This is a genomic window from Actinoplanes cyaneus (genome assembly GCF_016862095.1).
GTDB lineage: Bacteria > Actinomycetota > Actinomycetes > Mycobacteriales > Micromonosporaceae > Actinoplanes > Actinoplanes cyaneus.
The window spans coordinates 358893-381040 of record NZ_BOMH01000028.1 but is presented as its reverse complement, the minus strand read 5'-3'; the positions used below and the strand labels follow the sequence as shown (position 1 = coordinate 381040).

15 protein-coding genes are annotated in these 22148 nt (G+C 71.6%); 7 read left to right on the top strand and 8 right to left on the bottom strand.

Annotated elements, in window-relative coordinates:
• Positions 1-18: 18 nt before the first annotated feature.
• The gene (locus tag Acy02nite_RS19600) at positions 19-306 is read right to left on the bottom strand and encodes a DUF1540 domain-containing protein (protein ID WP_203742502.1); all 288 of its coding nucleotides are present in this window, start codon (positions 304-306) and stop codon (positions 19-21) included.
• 369 nt (positions 307-675) lie between these two features.
• On the opposite strand from Acy02nite_RS19600, the gene Acy02nite_RS19595 reads away from it, so the two are divergent.
• Positions 676-2979: an IPT/TIG domain-containing protein gene (locus Acy02nite_RS19595; RefSeq protein WP_203742500.1), complete on the top strand. Its 2304-nt coding sequence runs from the start codon at positions 676-678 to the stop codon at positions 2977-2979.
• A gap of 254 nt (positions 2980-3233) precedes the next feature.
• A complete protein-coding gene (locus tag Acy02nite_RS19590; RefSeq protein WP_203742498.1) occupies positions 3234-5573 on the top strand; it encodes an IPT/TIG domain-containing protein in 2340 nt (779 codons plus the stop codon).
• Between the two features lie 118 nt (positions 5574-5691).
• On the opposite strand, the gene Acy02nite_RS19585 is transcribed toward Acy02nite_RS19590, so the two are convergent.
• Positions 5692-6417 carry a hypothetical protein gene (locus Acy02nite_RS19585; protein ID WP_203742497.1) on the bottom strand — a complete coding sequence of 242 codons (726 nt, stop codon included), beginning with the start codon at positions 6415-6417 and terminating at the stop codon, positions 5692-5694.
• Between the two features lie 230 nt (positions 6418-6647).
• Between Acy02nite_RS19585 and Acy02nite_RS19580 the strand changes: the two genes are divergently transcribed.
• The 3 genes from Acy02nite_RS19580 to Acy02nite_RS19570 all read left to right on the top strand — a co-directional run bounded on the left by Acy02nite_RS19580 (position 6648) and on the right by Acy02nite_RS19570 (position 11227).
• On the top strand, positions 6648-7904 hold the full coding sequence (locus Acy02nite_RS19580; RefSeq protein ID WP_203742496.1) for an IPT/TIG domain-containing protein: 1257 nt from the start codon (positions 6648-6650) through the stop codon (positions 7902-7904).
• An 18-nt stretch (positions 7905-7922) separates the two neighbouring features.
• Positions 7923-9107: an IPT/TIG domain-containing protein gene (locus Acy02nite_RS19575; RefSeq protein ID WP_203742495.1), complete on the top strand. Its 1185-nt coding sequence runs from the start codon at positions 7923-7925 to the stop codon at positions 9105-9107.
• A gap of 191 nt (positions 9108-9298) precedes the next feature.
• A complete protein-coding gene (locus tag Acy02nite_RS19570) occupies positions 9299-11227 on the top strand; it encodes a S8 family serine peptidase (RefSeq protein WP_203742494.1) in 1929 nt (642 codons plus the stop codon).
• Positions 11228-11254: 27 nt separating this feature from the next.
• Here the strand turns inward: Acy02nite_RS19570 and Acy02nite_RS19565 are convergent, their stop codons facing one another.
• On the bottom strand, positions 11255-11998 hold the full coding sequence (locus Acy02nite_RS19565) for a hypothetical protein (RefSeq protein ID WP_203742493.1): 744 nt from the start codon (positions 11996-11998) through the stop codon (positions 11255-11257).
• A gap of 241 nt (positions 11999-12239) precedes the next feature.
• On the opposite strand from Acy02nite_RS19565, the gene Acy02nite_RS19560 reads away from it, so the two are divergent.
• Entirely contained in the window at positions 12240-12461 is a 222-nt protein-coding gene (locus Acy02nite_RS19560) for a hypothetical protein (RefSeq protein WP_203742492.1), read from the top strand.
• A gap of 81 nt (positions 12462-12542) precedes the next feature.
• Complete coding sequence (locus Acy02nite_RS19555) at positions 12543-13091, top strand: DUF4142 domain-containing protein (RefSeq protein WP_203742491.1); 549 nt, start codon at positions 12543-12545, stop codon at positions 13089-13091.
• 132 nt (positions 13092-13223) lie between these two features.
• On the opposite strand, the gene Acy02nite_RS19550 is transcribed toward Acy02nite_RS19555, so the two are convergent.
• The 5 genes from Acy02nite_RS19550 to Acy02nite_RS19530 all read right to left on the bottom strand — a co-directional run bounded on the left by Acy02nite_RS19550 (position 13224) and on the right by Acy02nite_RS19530 (position 22138).
• Positions 13224-14474 (bottom strand): VWA domain-containing protein, encoded by a 1251-nt coding sequence (locus tag Acy02nite_RS19550; RefSeq protein WP_203742489.1) that lies wholly within the window; start codon positions 14472-14474, stop codon positions 13224-13226.
• 408 nt (positions 14475-14882) lie between these two features.
• Positions 14883-17180, bottom strand: a complete 2298-nt coding sequence (locus Acy02nite_RS19545) for a DUF5682 family protein (protein WP_203742487.1) — start codon at positions 17178-17180, stop codon at positions 14883-14885.
• Positions 17173-18234 carry an ATP-binding protein gene (locus Acy02nite_RS19540; protein ID WP_203742485.1) on the bottom strand — a complete coding sequence of 354 codons (1062 nt, stop codon included), beginning with the start codon at positions 18232-18234 and terminating at the stop codon, positions 17173-17175. The genes Acy02nite_RS19545 and Acy02nite_RS19540 overlap by 8 nt, the downstream gene beginning before the upstream one ends.
• 48 nt (positions 18235-18282) lie before the next feature.
• A complete protein-coding gene (locus tag Acy02nite_RS19535; protein WP_203742483.1) occupies positions 18283-21210 on the bottom strand; it encodes an SWIM zinc finger family protein in 2928 nt (975 codons plus the stop codon).
• A complete protein-coding gene (locus tag Acy02nite_RS19530; protein WP_203742482.1) occupies positions 21176-22138 on the bottom strand; it encodes an EamA family transporter in 963 nt (320 codons plus the stop codon). Before Acy02nite_RS19530 ends, Acy02nite_RS19535 begins: the two co-directional genes overlap by 35 nt.
• Positions 22139-22148 lie beyond the last annotated feature (10 nt).

Below are 22148 nucleotides of genomic sequence, written 5' to 3'. Positions count from 1 at the left end.
TTGCTTCGATCAGATCAATTACTTCTCGTACGTCAGGCAGTCCGCCCGGTCCGTCGAAGCGCCCACGGTAATCGCCGGGGCCTGACATTCCAGGTTGCTGTTGTACTTGCAGTCGGCCCGCTTGCAGGCGCCCACCTGAGCGGTCGCCACGCCCATGCCGCCACTGAGTCCGGACCCGATGAACGTGTCACACTCCGCGTTCAGGTCCCCGATCGTGATCGCGAACGCGGTGCATCCGTCGTGGTTGTAGCCACAGTCCGTAACCGTACAGGTCTGAACCCTCGGCATGTTCATCATCTGAGTCATCGCGCGTCCCTCCCTCGACTTTCCTCGAATGTAACCATTCTCGGAGGGGGTATACACGATTTCCTAAACGAATTCCTGGAAATCGAAATTGTTAGGCAAGCCTCTATTAGGTAAGGCGGCCCTAATGATTAAACGTCAGATCTCGTGCGGTGCTCCGGGCCGGTGGTGACACCCGCCGGCTCGCGATTCATCGGCGAACAACGAAGTTTACTGTCTTTGGTCTGACATATCGGGATCTTTCTTACTCTACGCTACTGAACTCCCACGAATAGTTACGCTTCCGGCGAGACGGCCCGCGACGGTTCATCCGGACGCCGGGGCCCAGCAATCCAGCGACGTGGTCCATGGGGACCCGTAGGAGGACCTCGCATGCGTAAGTCCAAGTCACGCTCGAAAGCCCGGCTGGCGGCGGCCGCCGGGTTGACCACGGGAGCGGTGGGTGCCGCTTTGCTCGCGGCTCCGACGGCGGCCTTTGCCGCGGTCACGGTGAGCCCTCCGGTGGTGGCCGTCGGCGGCCGGGTCACCGTCACCGACACCGACGGCGTCACGTTCGTCACGGGCTCGACCACCACGGCGAACCGGGTCATGATCCTCACCGCGCCGGGGTCCACGACCCCGGTATGTGCCGCCACGCTCCCGACGGCGTCGACCACGGTTCTGGTCGCGACCGTGGCCTCGTCGGACAACACGGCCAAGACGGTGACGTTCGATATGCCGGCCGGCGCCACCGCGGGCACCAACGGGCAGGTCAAGCGGTATGTGGCCTGCGTTTACGACACCGTCGGCGGCTCCACTGCCCGGCAGGGCGCGCAGAACGGTTACCCGGTCTATGTGGGCACGGCGCCGACGCTGAACCCGCCTCTCGGCGTGACCGGTGGTGGCAACACCGTCGGAGTCACCACGTCGACCAACGTCTTCTCCGGTGTCACCACGATCGGCGCGCAGTTCGCGACCGGTGTGGAGTGCCCGTTGACCTATGGCACCCCGGCCGCCAGCATGTCCACCACGGTCTCCAAGACCGGTGACGCCGCCGTGAACCTGACTGTGCCGGCCGGAGTGACTTCCACCGCCACCACGCCGACCGTGTACAACATGTGCTTCTACAACGGCACCGCTACCTCCGGCGCGCTGATCTCCAGCGCCCAGTACTCAGCCAGCCAGTTGTCGCTGAGCCAGGCCATGGGTCCGTGGCAGGGTGGCAACAACATCAACGTCACCTCGCCCAACCAGTTCCTGGCCGGCATCGACGATCCGGGCGTCCTCTTCACCAGCGCGGCGTGCCCGGCCGCCTACGACGACGACGCGGGGACGATCAAAGCGGTCGGTCCCGACAACATCCGCAAGCTGAGCAACACTCGCCTGGCGACCAGCGTGCCGGCGAACCTCTATGCCGACCAGACCACGATGAACGGGGCTCTGGCGGTCGGGGCCACGAGCGTCCCGTGGAACGTGTGCGTCTACAGCGGCGCGGTGGACACCGACACCCCGGCTACATCGTCCAGCCTGGTCGCGAGCAACCCGTACCGGGTCACCACGATCCAGACGGTGTCGGGCATCTCCCCGAAGGCTGGGCCGGCGCTGGGCGGCAGCCTGGTCACCGTGACCGGTACCGCCTTCCCGACCGACGGCACCCTGACCGCCACGCTGGGTGGCACGGCGCTGACCGACATCACGCCCATCAGCACCAACGCGTTCACCGCCCGCATCCCGCGGCACGCGCCGGCCAACAACGTCTCGCTGGTGGTCACCACAGCGGGTGGTTCCAGCACGATGGCCAGCGCCTTCTCCTACACCAGTTCCCTGATCGCGGCCCCGAACACGGCACCCAACAACCGGGCCGTCGAGGTGGTCGTCAAGGGCGTCGGGTTCGAGAGCGCCGGGTGGAGCGACACTCTCACCTCTGGGGCGCACATCTTCCTGGTCAAGGGAAACTACAGCTCCGTGGACATCAGCGGGACCCGCGCGAACCCGCCGATCGCCGACTGCAACAAGGTGCTGGTGCTCAGCGACATCGAACTGATCTGCAAGCTGGATCTCACCACTCGATTGGCCGCCAACGGCAACTCCCTGCTGGACAGCGTCGCACCGACCGCGCTGGGCGGCACCCCGATCTCGGCCGCTGGTAGTCGTCTGATCACGGGCGGAAGCTTCACCTCCGCGGACATCGGTAAAGCCGTCGTCGACACCGATGCCGCGCCGGTGATCCCGGCGGGAACTGTCATCACCGACGTGATGTCGAACGGGACCACAGCGGTTCTGTCGAACGCCGCAACCGGCGTGCTCACTGCCGCCGGGGTGTTCCTGGTTTCGCCTTTCAACCGGCAGGTCAGCATTGTCACCACCAGCGCTGCCTCCGGCGCGGTTACGGCGGCGGCGGGAACCTTCCTCACGACGGACCAGACCAAGTACGTCGTCGGCACGAACGTCACCACGCCGCGGACGATCGGCACCGTCAACAGCGGGACAAGTGTGACCCTGAGCGGTAACGCTTCCGCTGGTAACGGCACAGCCTCGACCACGGCCGTCATCGCCGCCACCAACATCCCGGTTCCGGAGGGCGCTTACAACCTGCAGTACGTGAGCAACGCCGCCAGCGGCGCGGTGACCTCCGACCCCGCCTACGTGAAGAGCCAGATCTCCAGCACCTCCACCTTCACCGTCGCCGCCTTCTGACGGTAAATGCCACCGATGCGGTGGCCCGGAGCCTACGCTCCGGGCCACCGCATGCCTCTTTATATCGACTTTTGGCTATTTCCTATCGGTCACCATAATGGATTGTCTGACATTTCCTATTCTTTCCTGGTTCGAGGATTTGAATACCTACGAATAGGTACGCTTCCGGCGAGACGGCCCGCGACGGTTCATCCGGACGCCGGGGCCCAGCAATCCAGCGACGTGGTCCATGGGGACCCGTAGGAGGACCTCGCATGCGTAAGTCCAAGTCACGCTCGAAAGCCCGGCTGGCGGCGGCCGCCGGGTTGACCACGGGAGCGGTGGGTGCCGCCTTGCTCGCGGCTCCGACGGCGGCGTTCGCCGCGGTCACGGTGAGCCCTCCGGTGGTGGCCGTCGGCGGCCGGGTCACCATCACCGACACCGACGGCGTCACCTTCGTCACGGGATCGACCACCGCCGCGAACCGGGTCATGATCCTCACGGCGCCCGGCACGACGACCCCGGTGTGCGCCGCCACGATCCCGGTAGCGTCGACCACGATTCTGACCGCGACCGTGGCCGAGTCGAGCAACGTCACCAAGACAGTGACGTTCGACATGCCCATCGGCGCCACCGCGGGCACCAGCGGGCAGGCCAAGCGGTACGTCGCCTGCGTTTATGACACGGTCGGCGGCACCACTGCCCGCCACGGTGCGCAGAACGGTTACTCGGTCAATGTGGGCACGGTGCCGACACTGAACCCGGCGCTCGGCCTGACCGGTGGCGGCAACACGGTCGGAGTCACGGCGTCGACCAGCATCTTCTCCGGTGTCACCACGGTCGGTGGGCAGTTCGCAACCGGTGAGTGCCCGGCGACCTACGGCACGCCGGCCGCCGGCCTGTCGACCACGGTCACCAAGACCGGTGACGCGGCCGCGAGCGTGACCGTGCCGTCCGGGGTGACCTCCACTGCGTCCACGCCGACCCCCTACAACCTGTGCTTCTACAACGGCGCCGCGGCCACCAGCTTGCTGATCTCCGGCGCCCTGTACTCCGCCAGCCAGCTGTCACTGAGCCAGACCATCGGTTCCTGGCAGGGCGGCACCAGCCTCGACATCACCTCGCCGAACCCGTTCCTGGCCGGCGTCGACGCACCGGGTGTGCTCTTCACCTCCGCCGCGTCGTGCCCAACCGACTACGACTACGACACCGGCACCTACAAGTACCCCGCTGCCGACAAGGTCAGGAAGGTCAGCAACAACCGGCTGGCCATCGCCACGCCGACGCTGTTCTACGCCGACCAGCCGACGATGACCGCGGCTGCCACGGCAGCCGGATCCTCCAGCGTCCCCTGGAACATGTGCGTCTACAACGGCACGGTGGACAACGGCGACGCCACGTCGTCCGATCTGGTCGCGAGCAACCCGTACCGGGTCACCACGATCCAGACCGCGACCGGCATTTCTCCCAAGGCCGGCCCGGCGCTCGGCGGCAGCCTGATCACGGTCACCGGCACCAACTTCCCGACCGAGCCCGGCGCCATCACCGCTTCGCTGGGTGGGTCGCCGCTGACCGACATCACGCCGATCAGCAGCACCGCCTTCACCGCCCGGACTCCGATGCACGCCCCGACCAACAACGCGGCGCTCACGGTCACCACGGCGGCCGGCTCCTACACGATGCCGACACAAGGCTTCGCGTACACCAGTGCGCTGGTCACGAACCCGAAGACCGCGCCCAACACCCGGGCTGTCGACGTGGTCGTCAACGGGGTCGGCTTCGAGAGCGCGACCTGGGGTGCGACCCTGACCACCGGAGCGCACATCTTCCTCGGCAAGGGTCCCTACAGCAACGCGGCCGTCGGCGGCGGAACGGCGCGGGCGAACCCGCCGGTCGCCGACTGCGGCAAGGTGCTGGTGCTCAGCGACACCGAGCTGGTCTGCAAGCTGGACCTGACCAAGCGGCTGAACGCCGCCGGTGACGCGGTTCTTGCCTCGGCGCCGAAGTTCGGAGCTGCGCTCACCATCGGCACCACCACCGGAAGCCGCGTGCTGACCGCGGCTGCGGCCACGTTCGACCAGACCGACGTCGGTAAGGCCGTCGTCGACACCGCTGTCCTCGCGAGCCAGAAGATCCCGGCGGGGACGACCATTCAGTCCGTGGTCAGCGACACGGAGGCGATCATGTCCAACCCCGCCTCCGGCACGGTGGCCAACAGCGCCACCATTGTGATCACCGGCACGAACTACCGGACCGCCGCGATGACGACCAGCAGCGGGGCCAATAGCCTTGCGGCCGCAGGCACCGGCAACGATGTCATCCTGACCACCGATGTGGGCAAGTGGATCAGCGGGGCGGGCATCCTGCCGGCCTCGATCGTCGCCCGGACCAGCGGGACGGTCGGAGCCCTGACGGACGTCGCGGCGGCCGCCGCGAACGCCACGGCTTCCGCCACTGTCACCACGGTCATCACCAGCGGGAACAGTGTGGTCCCGGAGGGTTCCTACAACCTGCAGTACGTGAGCAACGCCGCCCTCAACTCGGTGCACACCGATCCCGCCTACGTGCAGAGCAGTATCTCCAGCAACTCGACCTTCACCGTCGCCTCCTTCTGACGGCTGACGGAGCACCGGACGACGGTGGCCCGGAGCGTGCGCTCCGGGCCACCGCCCGTCACAGCAACAGAGACGCCGGCCGCGAAGATCACGGCCGGCGTCCGATGTGTTCCGGTACTCAGCCGAGCTTGCGCCACTCGCGGTCGATCACCGCGAGGCTCCTGCCGACGTCGGGACGGCCGCCGATCTTCGTGTCGGCCACGACGACGCTGCGCTTGGCGCTGGTCCGCCAGCACACCAGCAGGCTCGGCCGCTCCTTCGGCGTCTGCTCGTTGTAGAGCTTGAACCGCTGCGAGCATGAGGTCGGGCCGTGCTTGGTGATGCCGCCGGCCACCCAGCCGATCTCGCGCTGACCGCTCAGGTCGCCGCGCAGGGTGACGATCCGCATCGCTCCGCCCGCTTTGGCCGAGCCGACCGTCACCTCCTTCGCCTGGGCCGCGGCGGCCTGCTTGGCCGGGTCCTCCTTGGCGGGCAGCGGGTGGGTGATCTTCACGCCGTCCTTGGCGGCCGCCTTCCGGGCGGCGTCGACGCGGTCCTTCGCCGACTGCGGCAGCGACGGCTCCGGTTTGCCCTTCGCCTCCTTGTCGCCGGCGGCCGTGATCTTCCCGATCTGCTCGGCGGGAGCACTGGCGGTCGCGCCGGCGGAGGCACTGGCGGAGGGGCTCGCGAGTGGCTCCGCGCGGCCGGCCTGCTGGTTCTCCGACGAGTGGTTGCCGGCGAAGAAGGCAGCTCCGGAGATGGCGACCGCCGCTCCGGCGACCGCGACCAGGGCTTGCTTCCGGCGCCGCCCACGGCGTACGGGAATCGGGTCCTGGGTTGGTTGGTCCTGTTCTTCGTTGGCCATGTCACGTCCTTCAACGGGTCTCGACTTGGCACCCGCCCAGCGGGCATCGCCGGGCGGCTTCCGAACCCCCATGGTTCCAAAGATCGGGACATATCGGGTCGAATACAGCGGTCTCTCAGGTTCCTCCCGCGGGCGTCCGGCGGATTTTCCTTTCTGCGCAAATGCGGAGCAATCAGGTCGCTACGCTGCCTTCGAAGCGGTCCGTGACGTAGCCGCGCGGGAGGATCCCCATGATCGAGAAGGCTCGGGCCTGTCTGTCCTCGGCCGCCATGACCGCCCTGATCCTGGGAGTGGCCGCTGCCCCGGCGCAGGCCGCCGCGGCGCTGACGATGACGCTGAGCAGCGCCACCGGGCCGAGCGGTGGCGGGAACACGCTGATCGGCACGGTTCCCGCCAGCGCCGCCAACCCGATCCCGTTCGCCGCGGGCAGCGTCCCGACCGTGCAGTTCCAGTACAACGCCTGCTCGGTGAAGGCCCGGGCGGTCACGCAGATCGCCGCGACGACCAACGCCACGACCGCCGGGGTGCTGACCGTCAACCCGGACAACGTGAAGCGGATGCTCGGCACGAAGATCGCCTTCGAGGTGCCGTCCGCGTCGTACCCGGCTCAGGTCAACGGCAGCACCAGCACGATCAACACCACGGGACTGGTGCTGGCCGGGACGCAGACCAGCGCCAAGTGGAACATCTGCGTCTACGACACCCCGTCGACGGAGACCAGCAGCCTGCTCGCCCAGGCGGTCTACACGGTCGGCATCCGGCCGAGGATCACCGCGATCATCCCGTCGAGCGGTTCGGTGCTCGGCGGCCAGACGATCACGGTGACCGGCGCGGGCTTCTCCACGGCGAGCAACGCGACCACCGCGAGCATCGGCGGGACGCCGCTGACCGGCATCAAGGTGGCGGCGAACGGCAACAGCTTCGTCGCGATCACCGGGTCGCGGGCGGCCGGGACCGGTCTCCCGCTCACCGTGAACACCCCGGGCGGCCCGGTGAGCAGCACGGATCCGGACAACAACGGGCAGCCGGAGGACGATGACGACGACACCGCCGACGCCCCGATCACCTTCACCTACAGCAACGGCATCCAGGTGTCGCCGCAGACCGCGCCTGCCGGTACGAAGGTCGACCTGCTGATCAAGGGGATCGGCTTCCAGCAGCTGATCTTCGACAAGAGCGCCCAGGCGACGGCGACCTCGGCCAGCGCGCACATCTTCCTGGTCAAGGACGCGTACGTGGCGGCCAGCAACCGTGGTGTCCAGGAGTGCAAGGGCGTGCTGGTGGCCAGCAACACCGAGATGGTCTGCACGCTCGACCTCACCGCGGACCGCCTCGACCCGTCGTCCAGCGCGGTGTCGACCGGCAACAAGGTCGCCGAGGGGACGTACTCCGTCGTGGTGGTGGCCAGCGGTGCCGCCGACGCCGGGGACGCTGCCGCGCCGACCATCGTCAGCAGCGGCTCGACCTTCACCGTCGCGCCTTACTGAGACCAGGAAGAGACTTCGATGCGTACGTTCCGACGCGCGGTTCTCGCCACGATCGCGGGCACTGCCCTCGTTCTAGGATCGGGGGCGGTCCCGGCGCGGGCCGCCACCCCGTTGAGTCTGACGCTGAACACCCCGGTCGGCCTCAGCGGTGGCGGCAACAAGGTGGTCGGCTCGGTCGTCGCGACGACGGCCAACCCGGTCCCGTTCGTGGTGAACAGCGTTCCGGTGGTGCAGTTCCAGTACAACACCTGCAGCGTGCGGGCCAGGAGCGTGGCGCAGATCGCGGCCGCCGGTGGCTACCTCAGCGCCGGCGTGCTCCAGGTCAACCCGGCCGACGTCGCCCGGATCACCGGCACGAAGATCACCTTCAAGGTGCCGTCGGCGTCGTACCCGACCACTGACGCCAACGGCGTGACCAGCACGATCAACACCACCGGCCTGGTGCTGCCCGCCGGTCTGACCACCGCCAAGTGGAACGTCTGCGTCTACGACAGCGACGCCCCCACCACCAGCAACCTGCTGGCCTCGGGCACCTACACGGTGGTGGCGAAGCCCACGATCGCCGCGGTGACCCCGGCCAGCAGCCCGGCCGCCGGCGGCAAGACGATCACGGTGACCGGCACCGGCTTCACCGCGGTGACCACTGGCGTCACCGGCACGATCGGCGGCAGCCCGCTCACCAACGTCAAGGTGGCAGCGGACGGGAACAGCTTCACCGCGACCACCGGCGCGCACGCCCCGGGCACCGGCTTCGAGGTGCTGCTCAACACTCCCGGCGGGAAGGTGAGCAGCCTCGACCCGGACAACGACAACAGCACCAGCGACACCCCGATCACCTTCGACTACAGCAACGGCATCACCGTCACACCGACCACGGCGCCGGCCGCCACCACTGTCACCCTCGACATCACCGGCGCCGGCTTCACGCCGCTCGTCTTCGACGCCGGTGGCTCGCCGACGACCTCCAGCGCGCACGTTTTCCTGGTCGACGGGGCCTATGACGCCACCAGCAACCGGGAGAAGGCCGAGTGCACGGGCGCGGTCGTGGTGACCGACACCGAGATCGTCTGCACGCTGAACCTGACCGGGGTCGCCGAGGGCGCGTACATCGTCACGGTCGTCGCGAACGGCGGGATCGGCTCCGGGGCCGCGAACCCGACGATCGTCAGCAGCGGCTCGGTGTTCGTCGTCGCGCCCTACTGAGCCGTCGCGCTGCACTGAGTCGGGCACGCAACTGAGGCCTGGCACCCCACTGAACAGGCAATACGCCGTACTGTCGCATGATCGGCCTGGTGCGGAGCGGAGCCGCACCCGGACAGCAACCCCGCCGGACCGGAAGCCACAACCCACGCTGAAGAACCTGGACCACATCCCCGAGCTGGAGGTTGTGGTCGATGAAGGTTGTTCTGCGCCGGTACGCCGTCGGAGCCGTTGCCACCGCTGCCCTCGCCGGCGTGGCCGCGTTCGCCCTGCCTGCCGGGACGGCTGACTGGACGCCGGTCACCTACGGCCTCACCGAGAGCGCCGACCGGCTGCTCCCGCCCACCGTCTCGGCGGAGAAGCCGGCCCGGGTCGTCTCGACCACTGTCGGCAAGGACGGCAAGCCGGTCGTCACGGTGAAGACCGCGACCGACCGGAAGAGCGCCGCCGCGCTCGTCGAGAAGGCGCAGAAGGCGGAGAACGCGGTCGGTGTCGAGCTCGACGCGAAGGCCGTGGCGCTGGAGGCGCCGGCCGGCACCGACCTCTACCGCGGCCAGCAGTGGGATCTCACCGCGATGCGCGCGACCGACGCCTGGACGAAGTCGACCGGCGCCGGCGTGACCGTCGCGGTGGTCGACACCGGCGTGGACGGCGCCCACATCGACCTCACCGGCAAGGTGCTGACCGGCTGGGACGCGATCGCCGACAAGTCCGGCGGCAACACCGACGCGAACGGGCACGGCACCCACGTGGCCGGCACGATCGGCGCGGTCACCGGGAACACGATCGGCGTCTCCTCGGTCGCTCCCGACACCAAGATCTTGCCGGTACGGGTTCTCGGCGCGGACGGCAGCGGCTACATGTCCGACGCCGCGGAGGGCATCGTCTGGGCCGCCGACAACGGCGCTCAGGTGATCAACATGTCGATCGGCTCGACGTCGAAGGTGACCGCGGTCAGCAACGCCGTCGCGTACGCCCGCAGCAAGGGTGTCACCGTGGTCGCCGCGGCCGGCAACGAGCGGGCCAGTGGCAGCCCGACCAGCTACCCGGGCGCCGACGCCGGGGTGATCGCGGTCGCCGCGACCGACTCGGCGGACAAGGTGGCGAGCTACTCGAACGCGGGCAGCTACGTCGACGTGGCCGCGCCCGGCTCGGCCATCGTCAGCACCTACCCGTCCGCGCTGGGCCGCAGCTACGCCGGGATGAGCGGCACGTCGATGGCGTCGCCGCACGTCGCGGGGCTTGCGGCGCTGCTCAAGGCGGCGCAGCCGAGCCTGACGCCGGACCAGATCGAGCAGGCCATGGTGAAGTCCGCTGTCGATCTCGGCACGGCGGGCAAGGACAACGATTTCGGGTACGGCCGGGTGGACGCCGTGGCCGCCCTCGCGACCGTGGCGACCAGTGCGCCGACGACCGCGCCGACGGTTTCCAAGGCGCCGTCAACCGCTCCCACGTCGGCGCCGACCACCGCGCCCACCTCCAAGGCCCCGACCACCGCCCCGACCACCGCGCCCACTTCGAAGGCGCCGACCGCCGCGCCGACCTCTGCGTCGCCGTCGCCGTCGGTGTCGAAGAGCCCCGCGATCAAGGCCAAGCCGGTCATCGTCCCGAACGTCGCCTCGGCCGACCTCGCCTACAACAGCACGACGGTCACCACCTTCACCGTCACCGCGGCCGGCCAGCCCTGGGCGAAGAAGAACGCCCAGCTCTGCGTCGCCGAGACCGGCAAGACGTTCCAGTGCGTCGACGTGGTCACCTCGGCCACCGGCGTGGTCACGCTCAACCGGGTCGCCACCGGCGGCTACCAGCTGCAGCTGCGAGTGGCCGCGACCGACGCGAACGAGGCGGCGACCGGCACCGCGGCGTACACCGTGCGCAGCACCGTGAAGGCGACCCGCACCGCGAGCCGCGTCATGACGGTCAGCATCGCCTCGCCGGCCGGCCTGCCCGTCGAGGTGCAGCAGCTCGTCGCCGGCACCTGGCGCAAGGCGCTGCAGTTCACCACCTCCGGCACGACGACCACCGTGACGGTCAACGGCCTGACCAGCGGCCAGCAGTTCCGCGTGGTGGTCCCGGCCACGGCGACGGTCGCGGGCGCGATCAGCGGGACCGTCATCGGCTGAGTTCGGGTGAGGCGGGACGGGCGGCGCTCAGTCGAGCGCCGCCCATTCCTGTTCGATGATGTCGACGCTGTCCCGCGCGTCCGGTGAGCCCCGCGCGACGACCGCCATCGTGACCACACTGCGGTCGTCCGAGGTGCGCCAGCACAGCAGCAGACCGGACCGGGCCGACGCCGGGTCGTCCGCGTCGAGCCGCACCCGGTTCGTGCAGTTGACGCCGCCACCGGCCGGGAAGCCCGCGTCGCCCGCGAGCCGCAGGTCACTCTGGCCGCTCAGGTCGAAACGGGCGGCCGACACCCGTACCGTCCCGTCGCGGATCGTCTCGACCCGGCGCGTGACCATGGCGTGCGGCGCCGCGGCCACCATCGCCGACGGCGCCGCGGGCACGGCCGACGCCAGATCGGCCGGCGCGAGATCGTCCGGCGCGAGATCGTCCGGGGTGGGGGAGGGCGCACGCCTCGCGCTCTTCGCCGGATGGGTCGTCCGGGAAGCCCGGAGAGTTCCCGGTACGACCGAAACGCCCGTCCCGTCGATCCCGGGCGTCGCCGCCGTGGTCAGCGGGGCGAGGGCGGCCGGCTCGGGAAGCGTCTCCTGGCTGCTCTCCATCACCTCTGTCGTGATCAGATACGCCCCGGCCACCACGGCGAGGGCGCCGCAGGCCAGGGTGACGACCTGTTTGCGGCGCAGGCCGGGGTCCGGCGTGGTGGCGTACAGGTGGCCTTGGTCCTCGTGGCCGGTCATCTCACCGTCCTCCGGTTCGTGTCTCGATCTCATGGTTCCAAAGGTCGGGACATACCGGGGCTTTCTTCTACGTCTTCGCGCTGCTCATCGGCCCTCGGCGGGGGCGTCCAGGGCCGGCGCGGGAGTCGACTGTCGGGTATCGGTCGATGTCGTCACCCGCAGAGGGGGCGCCGGTTGACCGTGCCCGGCGGCGCGCGCATCGTTTGGTGCACGGGTGCGATGGCGGGCGGATTCGGGGGCCGTCCTTCCGTGTCCGAATCCGGAGGGGGGCCACGTGGCCGAGGAAGCGGAACACCTTCCCGCGCGGCCGTCGTGGGACTGCCGGGTCTGCGGGCGTCGGTGGCCCTGTGAGCCGGCTCGAGAAGTGCTGAGCCGCACGCACGGCCGGATGGATCTCGCCGTGCTGATGTGGAACTACCTCGAGGAAGCCGCCAGGGACATGCCGCAGGCGGCCGCGTCGGCGCTTTTCGATCGCTTCCTCCGGTGGACCCAGTGACCCCTGGTCAATGCGGTCGAAAGCGAATGCACCCCACATCTCGTTGACTAGGGTGAAGATGCCCTATTCGAGGAGATGAGTATGCTTTTGCGCCGAATTTCGACAACCGTCGGCGTCGCCGGGCTGTTGGCCCTGCCCGCCACCGCCGCCCAGGCCGAGCCGTCCGCCCAGGACGCCGCCTTCCTCAAGGCCGCTCACCAGGCGAACCTGGCCGAGATCAGTGCCGGCCGGATCGCCTGGACGACGAGCAACGACCCAACCGTGAAGACACTGGCCGCCACCCTGATGCGCGACCACATCCACCTGGACGCGGACCTCTACCAGACCGCGCGCCAACTGCGGGTCTTCCTGCCGGACGCACCCACCGAGGAGCAGCAGGCCCTGACCCGGCGGTACGAGGCGGCGGGCGCCGACACGTTCGACGAGTACTTCATCTCGACCCAGCTGGCCGCACACCGCGACAGCCTGAAACTGGTCTCCGAGCAGATCAGCGACGGCTCCGAGCAGTCCGTCAAGGAACTCGCCGCCGATGCTGAGCCCGTCATCGCCCACCACCGGGACCTGCTGCGGGACGCCGCCGAGGCGAAAGGCCTCGCCGGGTACGCCGGCACCGGCGGCCGCAACGGATGAGAGCCGCGTCGTCGTCCCGGCCGGGCCGCGCCTGGCCGGGACGCGTGCTCCCGACTCCACGTCGTCGCGACGATGACCAGCCGGCCATGACCCACGCCGATCGCGGTGGGGTTCCGGCCGGCTCTCGGTAAGTCAGCCGGTGGCGGTGGCCTGGCGGTCGGCGAAACGTTCCGCGAACGCCGTCAGATCCCGCCGCTCGATCGCCGCCGCCATCAGGTCGGGGAACGCGTCCGGCGTGCACGCGAACGCCGGCACCCCGAGCGCGGCCAGCGCCGCCGCGTTCTCGTGGTCGTAGGCCGGCGCGCCCTCGTCGGAGAGCGCCAGCAGCGCCACCACCTGCACCCCGGCCGCGGTCATCTCGGCGACCCGGCGCAGCATCTCGTCCCGCACGCCGCCCTCGTACAGGTCGCTGATCAGCACGAAGATGCTGTCCCGCGGGCGGGTGATCAGCGTCTGGCTGTAGGCGATCGCCCGGTTGATGTCCGTCCCGCCGCCGAGCTGGGTGCCGAAGAGCACGTCGACCGGGTCGCTGAGCTGCTCGGTCAGGTCTGCCACGGCGGTGTCGAAGACGACCAGCGACGTCCGCAGTGACCGCAGCGACGCCAGCACCGCCGCGAACACCCCGGAGAAGACGACCGAGGCGGCCATCGAGCCGGACTGGTCGACGCAGAGGATCACGTCCCGCTGTACGGCGGTGGTCCGCCGCCCGTACCCCACCAGTCGCTCAGGAATCACCGTGCGGTGCTCGGCCTGGTAGTGCTTCAGGTTCGCCCGGATCGTCCTGTCCCAGTCGATGTCGGCGTGCCGCGGCCGGCTGATCCGGGCGGCCCGGTTCAGCGCGCCGGACACCGCGGCCCGGGTCTGTTGCGCGATCCGGCGTTCGAGCTGCTCGACGACCGTGCGGACGACCTGCCGGGCGGCGTCCTTGGTGGCCTCCGGCATGACTCGGTTCAGTGCGAGCAGCGTGCCGACCAGGTGCACGTCCGGCTCGACGGCGGCCAGCATCTCCGGCTCCAGCAGCAGCCGGGTCAGGTCGAGTCGCTCGATCGCGTCGGCCTGCATCACCTGCACGACGGTGCTCGGAAAGTACTCCCGGATGTCGCCCAGCCAGCGCGCCACCTTCGGCGCCGACCCGCCCAGCCCGGCCGACCGCTTCACGGACGTTCCGTCGCCGTCCCCGGCGGTGTCGTAGAGCGCCGCCAGCGCCTCGTCCATCGCCCCGTCCCGCCCGCCGGCCTTGCCGAGCGACTCCTCGGCTGCCCCGCCGAGCACGAGCCGCCACCGCCGCAGCCGTTCCCGGCCCGCGTCGCCCTGCCCTGCCGTGAGGTCCGTGCGAGCCAGGGAATCGGCGGCCGGCTCCTCCTCGGGGACGGGCTCAGCCATGCGTTCTCCCCGGGCGCCCGCCCCCGCCGCGGCGGCCACCATCTTTGCCCTGACCAGGGTCATCCGCCCGGCCAACCCGGCCACCCCCTCTCGTTCGCTCGCCACGCCCGTGCCCGCCGGAAGCCTCTGCCCGCCCGCTGCCCGGCCGCCTGCCGGAGCTTTCCGCTCCGGACCGCCTGCCGAAGCTCTCCGCGCCGGACCCTCTGCCGGAGCCGTCGACGCCTCTGCCCGATCCTTCGAGGCCGGCCTTGGGGTGCGAGAAGATCCGGTCCGGCGGCGTCGCCGCCCCGGCCCGGGACCCGTCCGCCTCGTCCGGCGTGGGATGCGAGAAGGTCAGCTCCGCGGGCTGGGCCGCCACCTCGCCCGACGGCGGCGGCTCGGCGGAGTGTGAAAAGAGTTCTGAACTGCTCATGCGTCCTCCCGGATGTGGATCTCGCGCCCGAGCAGGGCGCCCAGCACGGGCAGCACCGAAACCGCCCGTTTCTCGTCGATCGCCGCGACTGCGGCCCGGGCCGCTCCCGCCCGTGGCCCGGCCACCCGCTCACCGATGGCCCGCCGCTCCCCGGCCTCGAACGTCCCGAACGTGCGCCGCAACAACGGCAGAACGTCCTCGAACGCCTCCTCCGGCACGTCCGCCAGCCACTCGTCGACCAGCGTGAGCAGCGCGTCGTCGTGCACCAGCAGCAGCCCGCCCCCGGCCAGGAAACCCTCGACCCAGGCGGCCGCGTGTGCCGGTGGGGTGCCCACTGTCAGCGGCAGCCGCAGCCGGCGGCGCACCTCAACGGTATCGAGTCGCCCCGCATCCAGCAGCAACCGGGTCAGCCGGCCGGCCGGAAGCCCGTGCAGATCCGGCCGCCGCGCCAGCGACTCGATCGTCGCCAGCCACAACTCCCGCAGCTCGTCGTCGGCGAGCAGGCTGACCGCCTGGTGCACGCCGTCGACCCCGTCGCGCAGCTGCCTCGCCGCGTCGCCGGAGAGCGACCCGGCCGCCGACGGAAGCCCGGCGCAGATCCGTTTCAGCAGGCCGGCGGCGACCGTGGCGAGGCCGGCCACGTCCGTGCGGCGGACATCCCCGTACCGTAACGTCCGGGCCAGCGCCGGGAGCGCCGCCATCAGGTGGTGGATGTCCGCGTCCAGCGCGGCCCGGGTGTCGAGCGCGGCCAGGACCTCCGGGTAGGCCTCGCCGAGCTCCGCCAGCAGGCACGTCTCCAGCAGCGCGGTCACCTCGGCGAGCGTCTTCGCGGTCCGCGCCCGCCGGATCACCCGCGCGCTCGCCGCACCGGCCACCGTCGTGCCCCACATGCTGCCCTCGACGAGCCGCACCGCGAACTCCGGCTGCCAGCGCAGCACCCACTCCTCACGGAACGTCCCTGTCCCGCGCCGCCCCGCGGCCGGCTCGCCCCACGGCACGTCGAGCGTCCGCAGTCGATGCAGCAGTCGGCTGCGCCGCAGGTCGGTGTCCTTGCGCAGGTCCAGCTTCAGCTCGCGCTCGGCTGCCTCGGGCTTGAGCCGCAGCGCCCGCTGCTGGGCGGTCAGATCCTTGGCGAGCGGGACCGCGGGCATCTCGTCCGGCACCGTGCCGAGCCGCTCGCCGACCACGAGCCGCCGGTTGATCAGCTCGGTGCGCAGCGGCTCCCCGTCGCACATCACCGCCTCGGCGGCCTCGGTCACCTCGGCGAGCCCGGCCAGTGGCCGCCCGCGCAGCGTGGCCAGGGTCTCGGCGAGCCGCGTCGCCTCGATCACGTGCGCCGACGAGGTGGGCACGCCCTCCGCGCGCAGCACGCCGGCCGCGTCCACCAGCCACCGCGGCACGACCGCGTCAGCGCTGGTGAACAGATGGTGATACCACCCCGGGGAGGTCACGCCCGCGCCGTAACCCGACCACGACGCCAGCCGTCCATACGTCCACGGGACCCAGGTGAAGGCCACCTTGCCCTTGCGCCGGCCCTTGAGCAGCGCGGTGTCCTCCTTGACCGGGACCTTGCGGGTCAGCGCCGGCACGTGCCACGCCCCGCAGACCACAGCGATGTTCTCGTGCTTGCGCCGGACCTCCCGCAGCACGGTCCGCATGTAGGCCTCCCGCAGCAGATCCTCGGGATCCTCCGCGGCGCCCTCGCGGATCGCCGTCATCGCCTCCGCGATCGCCTCGAAGACCGGCACGCCGCGGTGCTCGACCACGTCCTCCCACCAGCGCTCCGGATCGTCGTAGCCGGCCGCCGAGGCCAGCTCCCCGATCGGGTCCACCGGTCGCCGGGCCTCGTCCGTCATGCTCCCGGGAGGCGTCTCATCCGCTGTTCCCGGCACTTCGGGAGCCGGATCGGCGGGGCCCGCAGGCACTTCGGGGGCCGGCTCGGCGGGGCCCGCCGGCACGACGGCAGCCGGGTCGGCCGCGCCCACCCGGAACGCGTAGGGCAGGTCGAAGAAGCGGACCGGCACCTCGTTCTCCACCGCCCACCGGATCGCCTGCCACTCCGGTGAGAAGACCGCGAACGGCCAGAACGCCGCCCGGCCCGGATCCTCCGCCGCATAGCCGAGCAGCGCGACCGGCGGCTCCAGCCCGCCACCGGCCACCCAGCGGACCAGGTCGTCGGCCTCCGGTGGCCCCTCCACCAGCAGAATCTCCGGCTGCTGGGCCGTCAGCTCCCGCACCACCGCCCGGGCTGAGCCGGGCCCGTGATGCCGGACCCCGTAGAACCGCTCAGGCATCGCGTGCCGCCCGATAGAAATCCAGCCAGCCGGGCCGCTCCCGGACGACGGTCTCCAGGTATTCGCGCCACACCACCGCGTCGGAGACCGGATCCTTGATCACCGCGCCGGTAATGCCGGCCGCCACGTCACCGGGGTGCAGCGTCCCGTCCCCGAAGTGCGCGGCCAGCGCCATCCCGTTGGTGATCACGGAGATCGCCTCGGCGGTGGAGAGCGTCCCGGTCGGCGACTTGAGCTTGGTGCGCCCGTCCTCGGTCAGGCCGGACCGCAGCTCGCGGAAGACCGTGACCACCCGGCGGATCTCCTCCAGCGCGGCCGGCACCTCCGGCAGCTCCAGCGACCTGCCGAGCTGCGCCACCCGGCGGGCGACGATCTCCACCTCGTCGTCGGCACTGGCCGGCATCGGCAGCACCACCGTGTTGAACCGCCGCCGCAGCGCGCTGGACAGCTCGTTCACCCCGCGGTCGCGGTCGTTGGCAGTGGCGATCAGGTTGAAGCCGCGCTGCGCCTGGACCTCGGTGTTCAGCTCCGGGACGGGCAGCGTCTTCTCCGACAGGATGGTGATCAGCGCGTCCTGCACGTCGGACGGGACGCGGGTCAACTCCTCCAGCCGGGCGATCGCCCCGGTCTGCATGGCCCGCATGATCGGGCTGGGCACCAGGGCCGCGTCGGTCGGGCCCTCGGCGAGCAGGCGGGCGTAGTTCCACCCGTAGCGAATGGCTTCCTCGGCCGTGCCCGCGGTGCCCTGGACCAGCAGTTTCGAGTCGCCGGAGATGGCGGCCGCCAGGTGCTCGGAGACCCAGGTCTTGGCGGTGCCAGGCACGCCGAGCAGCAGCAGTGCCCGGTCGGTGGCCAGCGTGGACACGGCCACCTCGATCAGGCGGCGGGGCCCCACATACTTCGGGGTGATCTTGGCGCCGTCGCCCAGCAGATAGGTCACCACGGCCTGCGGCGACAGACGCCACCCGGGCGGCCGCGGCCGGTCGTCGCCGGCGGCCAGGAGGGCCAGCTCGTCGGCGTACTGATCCTCGGCGTGCGGTCGCAGAGCTGACAACTCGAACTCCTGAAGGTGGGCTGACCGATTGGTGGCTCGATCAGCAAACTACCGCTGGGGTGTGACACTTTCCGGCGCCCGCAACTCGCGCAGCATCTCCTCGCGAAACGTCAGCGTGCGGGCCAGATCGGCGACCGGCCGGACCCGGCTCGGGTCCACCTCCGGCTCGAGCTGGGCGGCGAGCCGGCCGGTGAGATCCGCATATGCCGGGGGCATGGCGAGCGCGGCCGTCCGGCACAGCTCACCGAGCTGCCAGGTGTGCCGATCGGTGCGGGCGCGATGCGCGATGGTCTCCAGGACCGTCACGCTCAGCGGCTCCGGCCACGGCCCCGGATGCAGTGCCAGCAGCCGGTGCGCCGACCCGTCCTCGGCCCGCAGCGCCTCGGCGGCCAGCCGGGCCAGCGCATCCGGCGGGAGCACCAGGTGCAGGTCCCAGCAGACCGCCTCGCGCAGCGCCCCGGCGTCCGCGGCCAGCAGCGTCGCCGCCCAGCGCGCGTCGCCCTGGGTGATGGCGGCCTTGGCCCAGCCGTGCAGCAGCGGGCCGGCCCAGTCGTTCCCCCTGGCCAGCGCCACATAACCGGAGGGCTCCAGCTCGGTCCACGAGTCCAGCGGCGCGCCGGCGACGACCTCCTCCAGCAGCCACGCGCCGGCCCCGGCGCCGTGGGCCGGGGTGGCGCCCACGCCGTCGCGCCGCAGCACCGCGTCCAGCTCGTCGGGTGGCTGCACCGCCAGCCGCGGCGGGTCGCTGAGGACCAGCCGGACCGCGGCGTGCGCCCGCTGCCGCATCCGCCGTCCGAGCGCCGCCCCGGGCAGCCGGCGCAGCAACTCGGCGGCGGCCTGCCGGACCTCCTTGCGCCGGTCGTCCAAGGCCCGCTCCAGCAGCTCCTCGTCGCCGGGGGCGAGACCGTCGGCGAACGTGGCGAGGAACCGGGCCCGGTCCTCCGAGGACTCGGCGGCCCACGTGCTCGCCACCAGCTCCCGGGCCCGGGCCGGGTCGGCGCGCCGCAGGGTGATCAGGTGACCCAGGCGTTCCGCGCTGGTGGCCGTCGCCCAGTCGACGACCGTGACCGGCGCCGCCTCGTCGAGCAGCCAGCGCCAGTCCGCCCGCTGCGCGGCCAGCCAGCCGCCGCGCCGGCCCGCGACCCGCGCGACGTCGCCACGGACCGTCGTGTTGCGCCGCGCGGCGTCCAGCAGCGCCGGCAGCACCGTCGACGGGACGACCCCGCCCCGGGCCGCCGCCGCGGACAGCCACTGGGCCAGCAGTTCCTGGTCCAGGTGGGCACCGCCGGGTGCGCCACCTCGCAGGATCCGCCCCAGCCGCACCCCGGCCTCGACAGGCAGCGGCGGCGCCGTCTCGGCCGGCGCGGCGGTGACCGGCACTTTCCTCTCGGGCTCGAAACCGGCTCGCCGGGAGGTCAGCGCGACCGCCGCCGCGTCGAGCAGGGCCACCGATGACGACGGCCGGCCGGGTCCGCCGGGGACAGCCCCGGGGCCGGCGTGGAAGGCCGCCACGTCGGTGGTCGCCTCGGGGGAGAGCGTGATGCCGGGCGACTCGGCCGGCCACCCCCAGTCCAGCTCGACCTGGGCCGCGCCGACCCGGACCGACCGCCCCGACCACGGCCGCCGAGCCGTCCCCACCAGGGCGGCCGCCAGCATCTCCGCGGGCAGCTCGGCCGCCCGGGGCGCCCCCGGATCCGGTGCCGGCGGCGCGGCCGGGACGAACTCGCCCTCCACCCACGCGGCCAGCGGGCGCAACCCACCCGGCGACCACTCGCCCGCCACCGTGGCCGGCCGGCCACCGGCGGCGGCGAGCAGCCACCACGGCTCCCGCTGCCCGGCCGCCAGGGGCAGGGCATCGCCCGAGGGGTCCACGAGGCAGCCGTCCGCCGTCGGCGTGACCTGCGCCAGGAGCATCGGCCCGTCGTACCGGAAAGGCTCGGCGGCCAGGAGCGCGGACCAGCGCGAGAGAGCCGCCCGGACCGGCCCGGCGCCGTCCGGCGAGCCGAAGGGCTCGGCGGCGCTGTCGCGGGACGCGACCAGCGCCCGCAGCGGCGCCGCACCCGGATAGAAGCAGAGGTCGCCACGGAACTCCGTGCCGGGCACCAGGTCGGTGGTCAGCGACTGCCCGGGCGCGGCGAACGACAGCACCAGCGCGAACCGTGCCGTCGACGAGCCGTGCAACCAGGTCCGCCGGGTGGTCAGCGCGCCGTCGTCGGTGTCGTGCCGGCCGAGCACCTGCCAGCGATCGGTGACCCGCGGCCCGGCCAGCACCTCCTCGGCCGGGGTGGGAAAGCCGATCCGCGAGCGGACGGTCGCGGCCGTCGCCGGGTCGAGCGCGGCGAGCCGGTCGTGCCCGGCGACCACCAGGTGCAGCATGGCCAGCTCACCGAGCAGCCGGTCGGCCCACTGCGGGCCGATCCCGGCGATCCCGCCGAGGCGCCGGACAGCGCTCGCCACGCCGGGCGCCTGCGCGTCGACCAGGCGGGCGGCCATCGGCTCGAACGCCTGGTGGCCACGCCGGCCCAGCCCGGCCAGCCCCTGCTCGACCTGGTCGTCGAGCCAGCGCCGCAGCTCCGTCATGCCGCCGGCGACCCGCTCGGCGCGCTCGCGGGCGCGTTTCGCGGCGGCGGCCGGGTCGGGCGTGCCGGCCTCCTTCGGCTTCGCCCGCGCGGCCCGCATGGCCTGCCACTTCGTCACCCACTCGGGCGCCGGATCGGCGCCGGCGCCGGTCTCGGCCCAGCGCAGCAGCAGGCCGACCGCATGTTTGCAGGGCGCCTGGAAGCTGGGGCAGGAGCACGTGAACGCCGGACCGGCCAGGTCGGCGGCGACCCGATAGCCCCGGCACAGCCCCCAGAGGATGCCGTCGAGCAGGCCGGTCGGACCGAACTGCCCGGACACCGCGCGGGCACGTTTGAGCGCGGCGGCGTCGGGGGCCAGCGACTCAGCCTGGGCGAGAGACCATCGTTCTGCGAGCACGGATCGACCCTAGGCCGCGGGTACGACGTTTTGCGGTCACCCGGAATCGCCTGTGGACAACCCCCGCCGGTGGACGACCGGCCCCCGGCCGACGGGTCGACGACTGCCCGAGGAGCACCGCGCCGAACGCCAGCACCATGCCGCTGACCTGCACAGCGGTCAGGGACTGGCCGAGCGCCGCCCAGCCGAGCGCGGTCGCGGTCACCGGCGAGAGGAGGCTCAGCAGCGACACGCGCGCGGCGGGCAGGCGCTCCAGTCCGCGGAACCACAGGGTGTAGGCCACCGCTGTCCCGATCAGCGACAGATAGCCGTACCCGATGAGGTTCCTGCCGCTCAGCGAGGCCGGAAGGCCCTCGCCGAGCAGCATGATCGGAATCAGGACCAGGCCGCCCGCGGTCAGCTGCCACCCGGTCGCGGTCAGCAGCGAGACGCCCGGCCGGCCCCACCGCTTGGTCAGCACGAGACCGACGGCCATCGACGCCGCCCCGGCCAGCCCGGCGAGGATCCCGATCGGGTCGAGGCGGGCGGCGGCGGTCAGCACCGCGAGGGCGACGCCGACGGCGCCGATCAACCCCGCGAGCACGGTACGCAGTGACGCGCGCTCGGTGAGCAGCAGCGTGGACAGCCCGGCCACCAGCAGTGGCTGCACCGCCCCGAGCACCGCCGCCATGCCGCCGGGCAGCCGGTACGCGCTCGCGAACAGCAGGGCGAAGAAGAACCCGATGTTGAGCGCCCCGAGCACCGCCGACTTCCACCACCACGCCCCGTGCGGCAGTCTCCGGGTCGCCGCGAGCAGGAGCAGCCCGGCCGGCAGCGCGCGCAGCACCCCGCTGAGCAGTGGTCTCCCGGGCGGGAGGAATTCCGTGGTGACCGCGTAGGTGGTGCCCCACACGGCCGGGGTGAGGGCCGTGACCAGCAGGACGCGCATCGCAACTCCC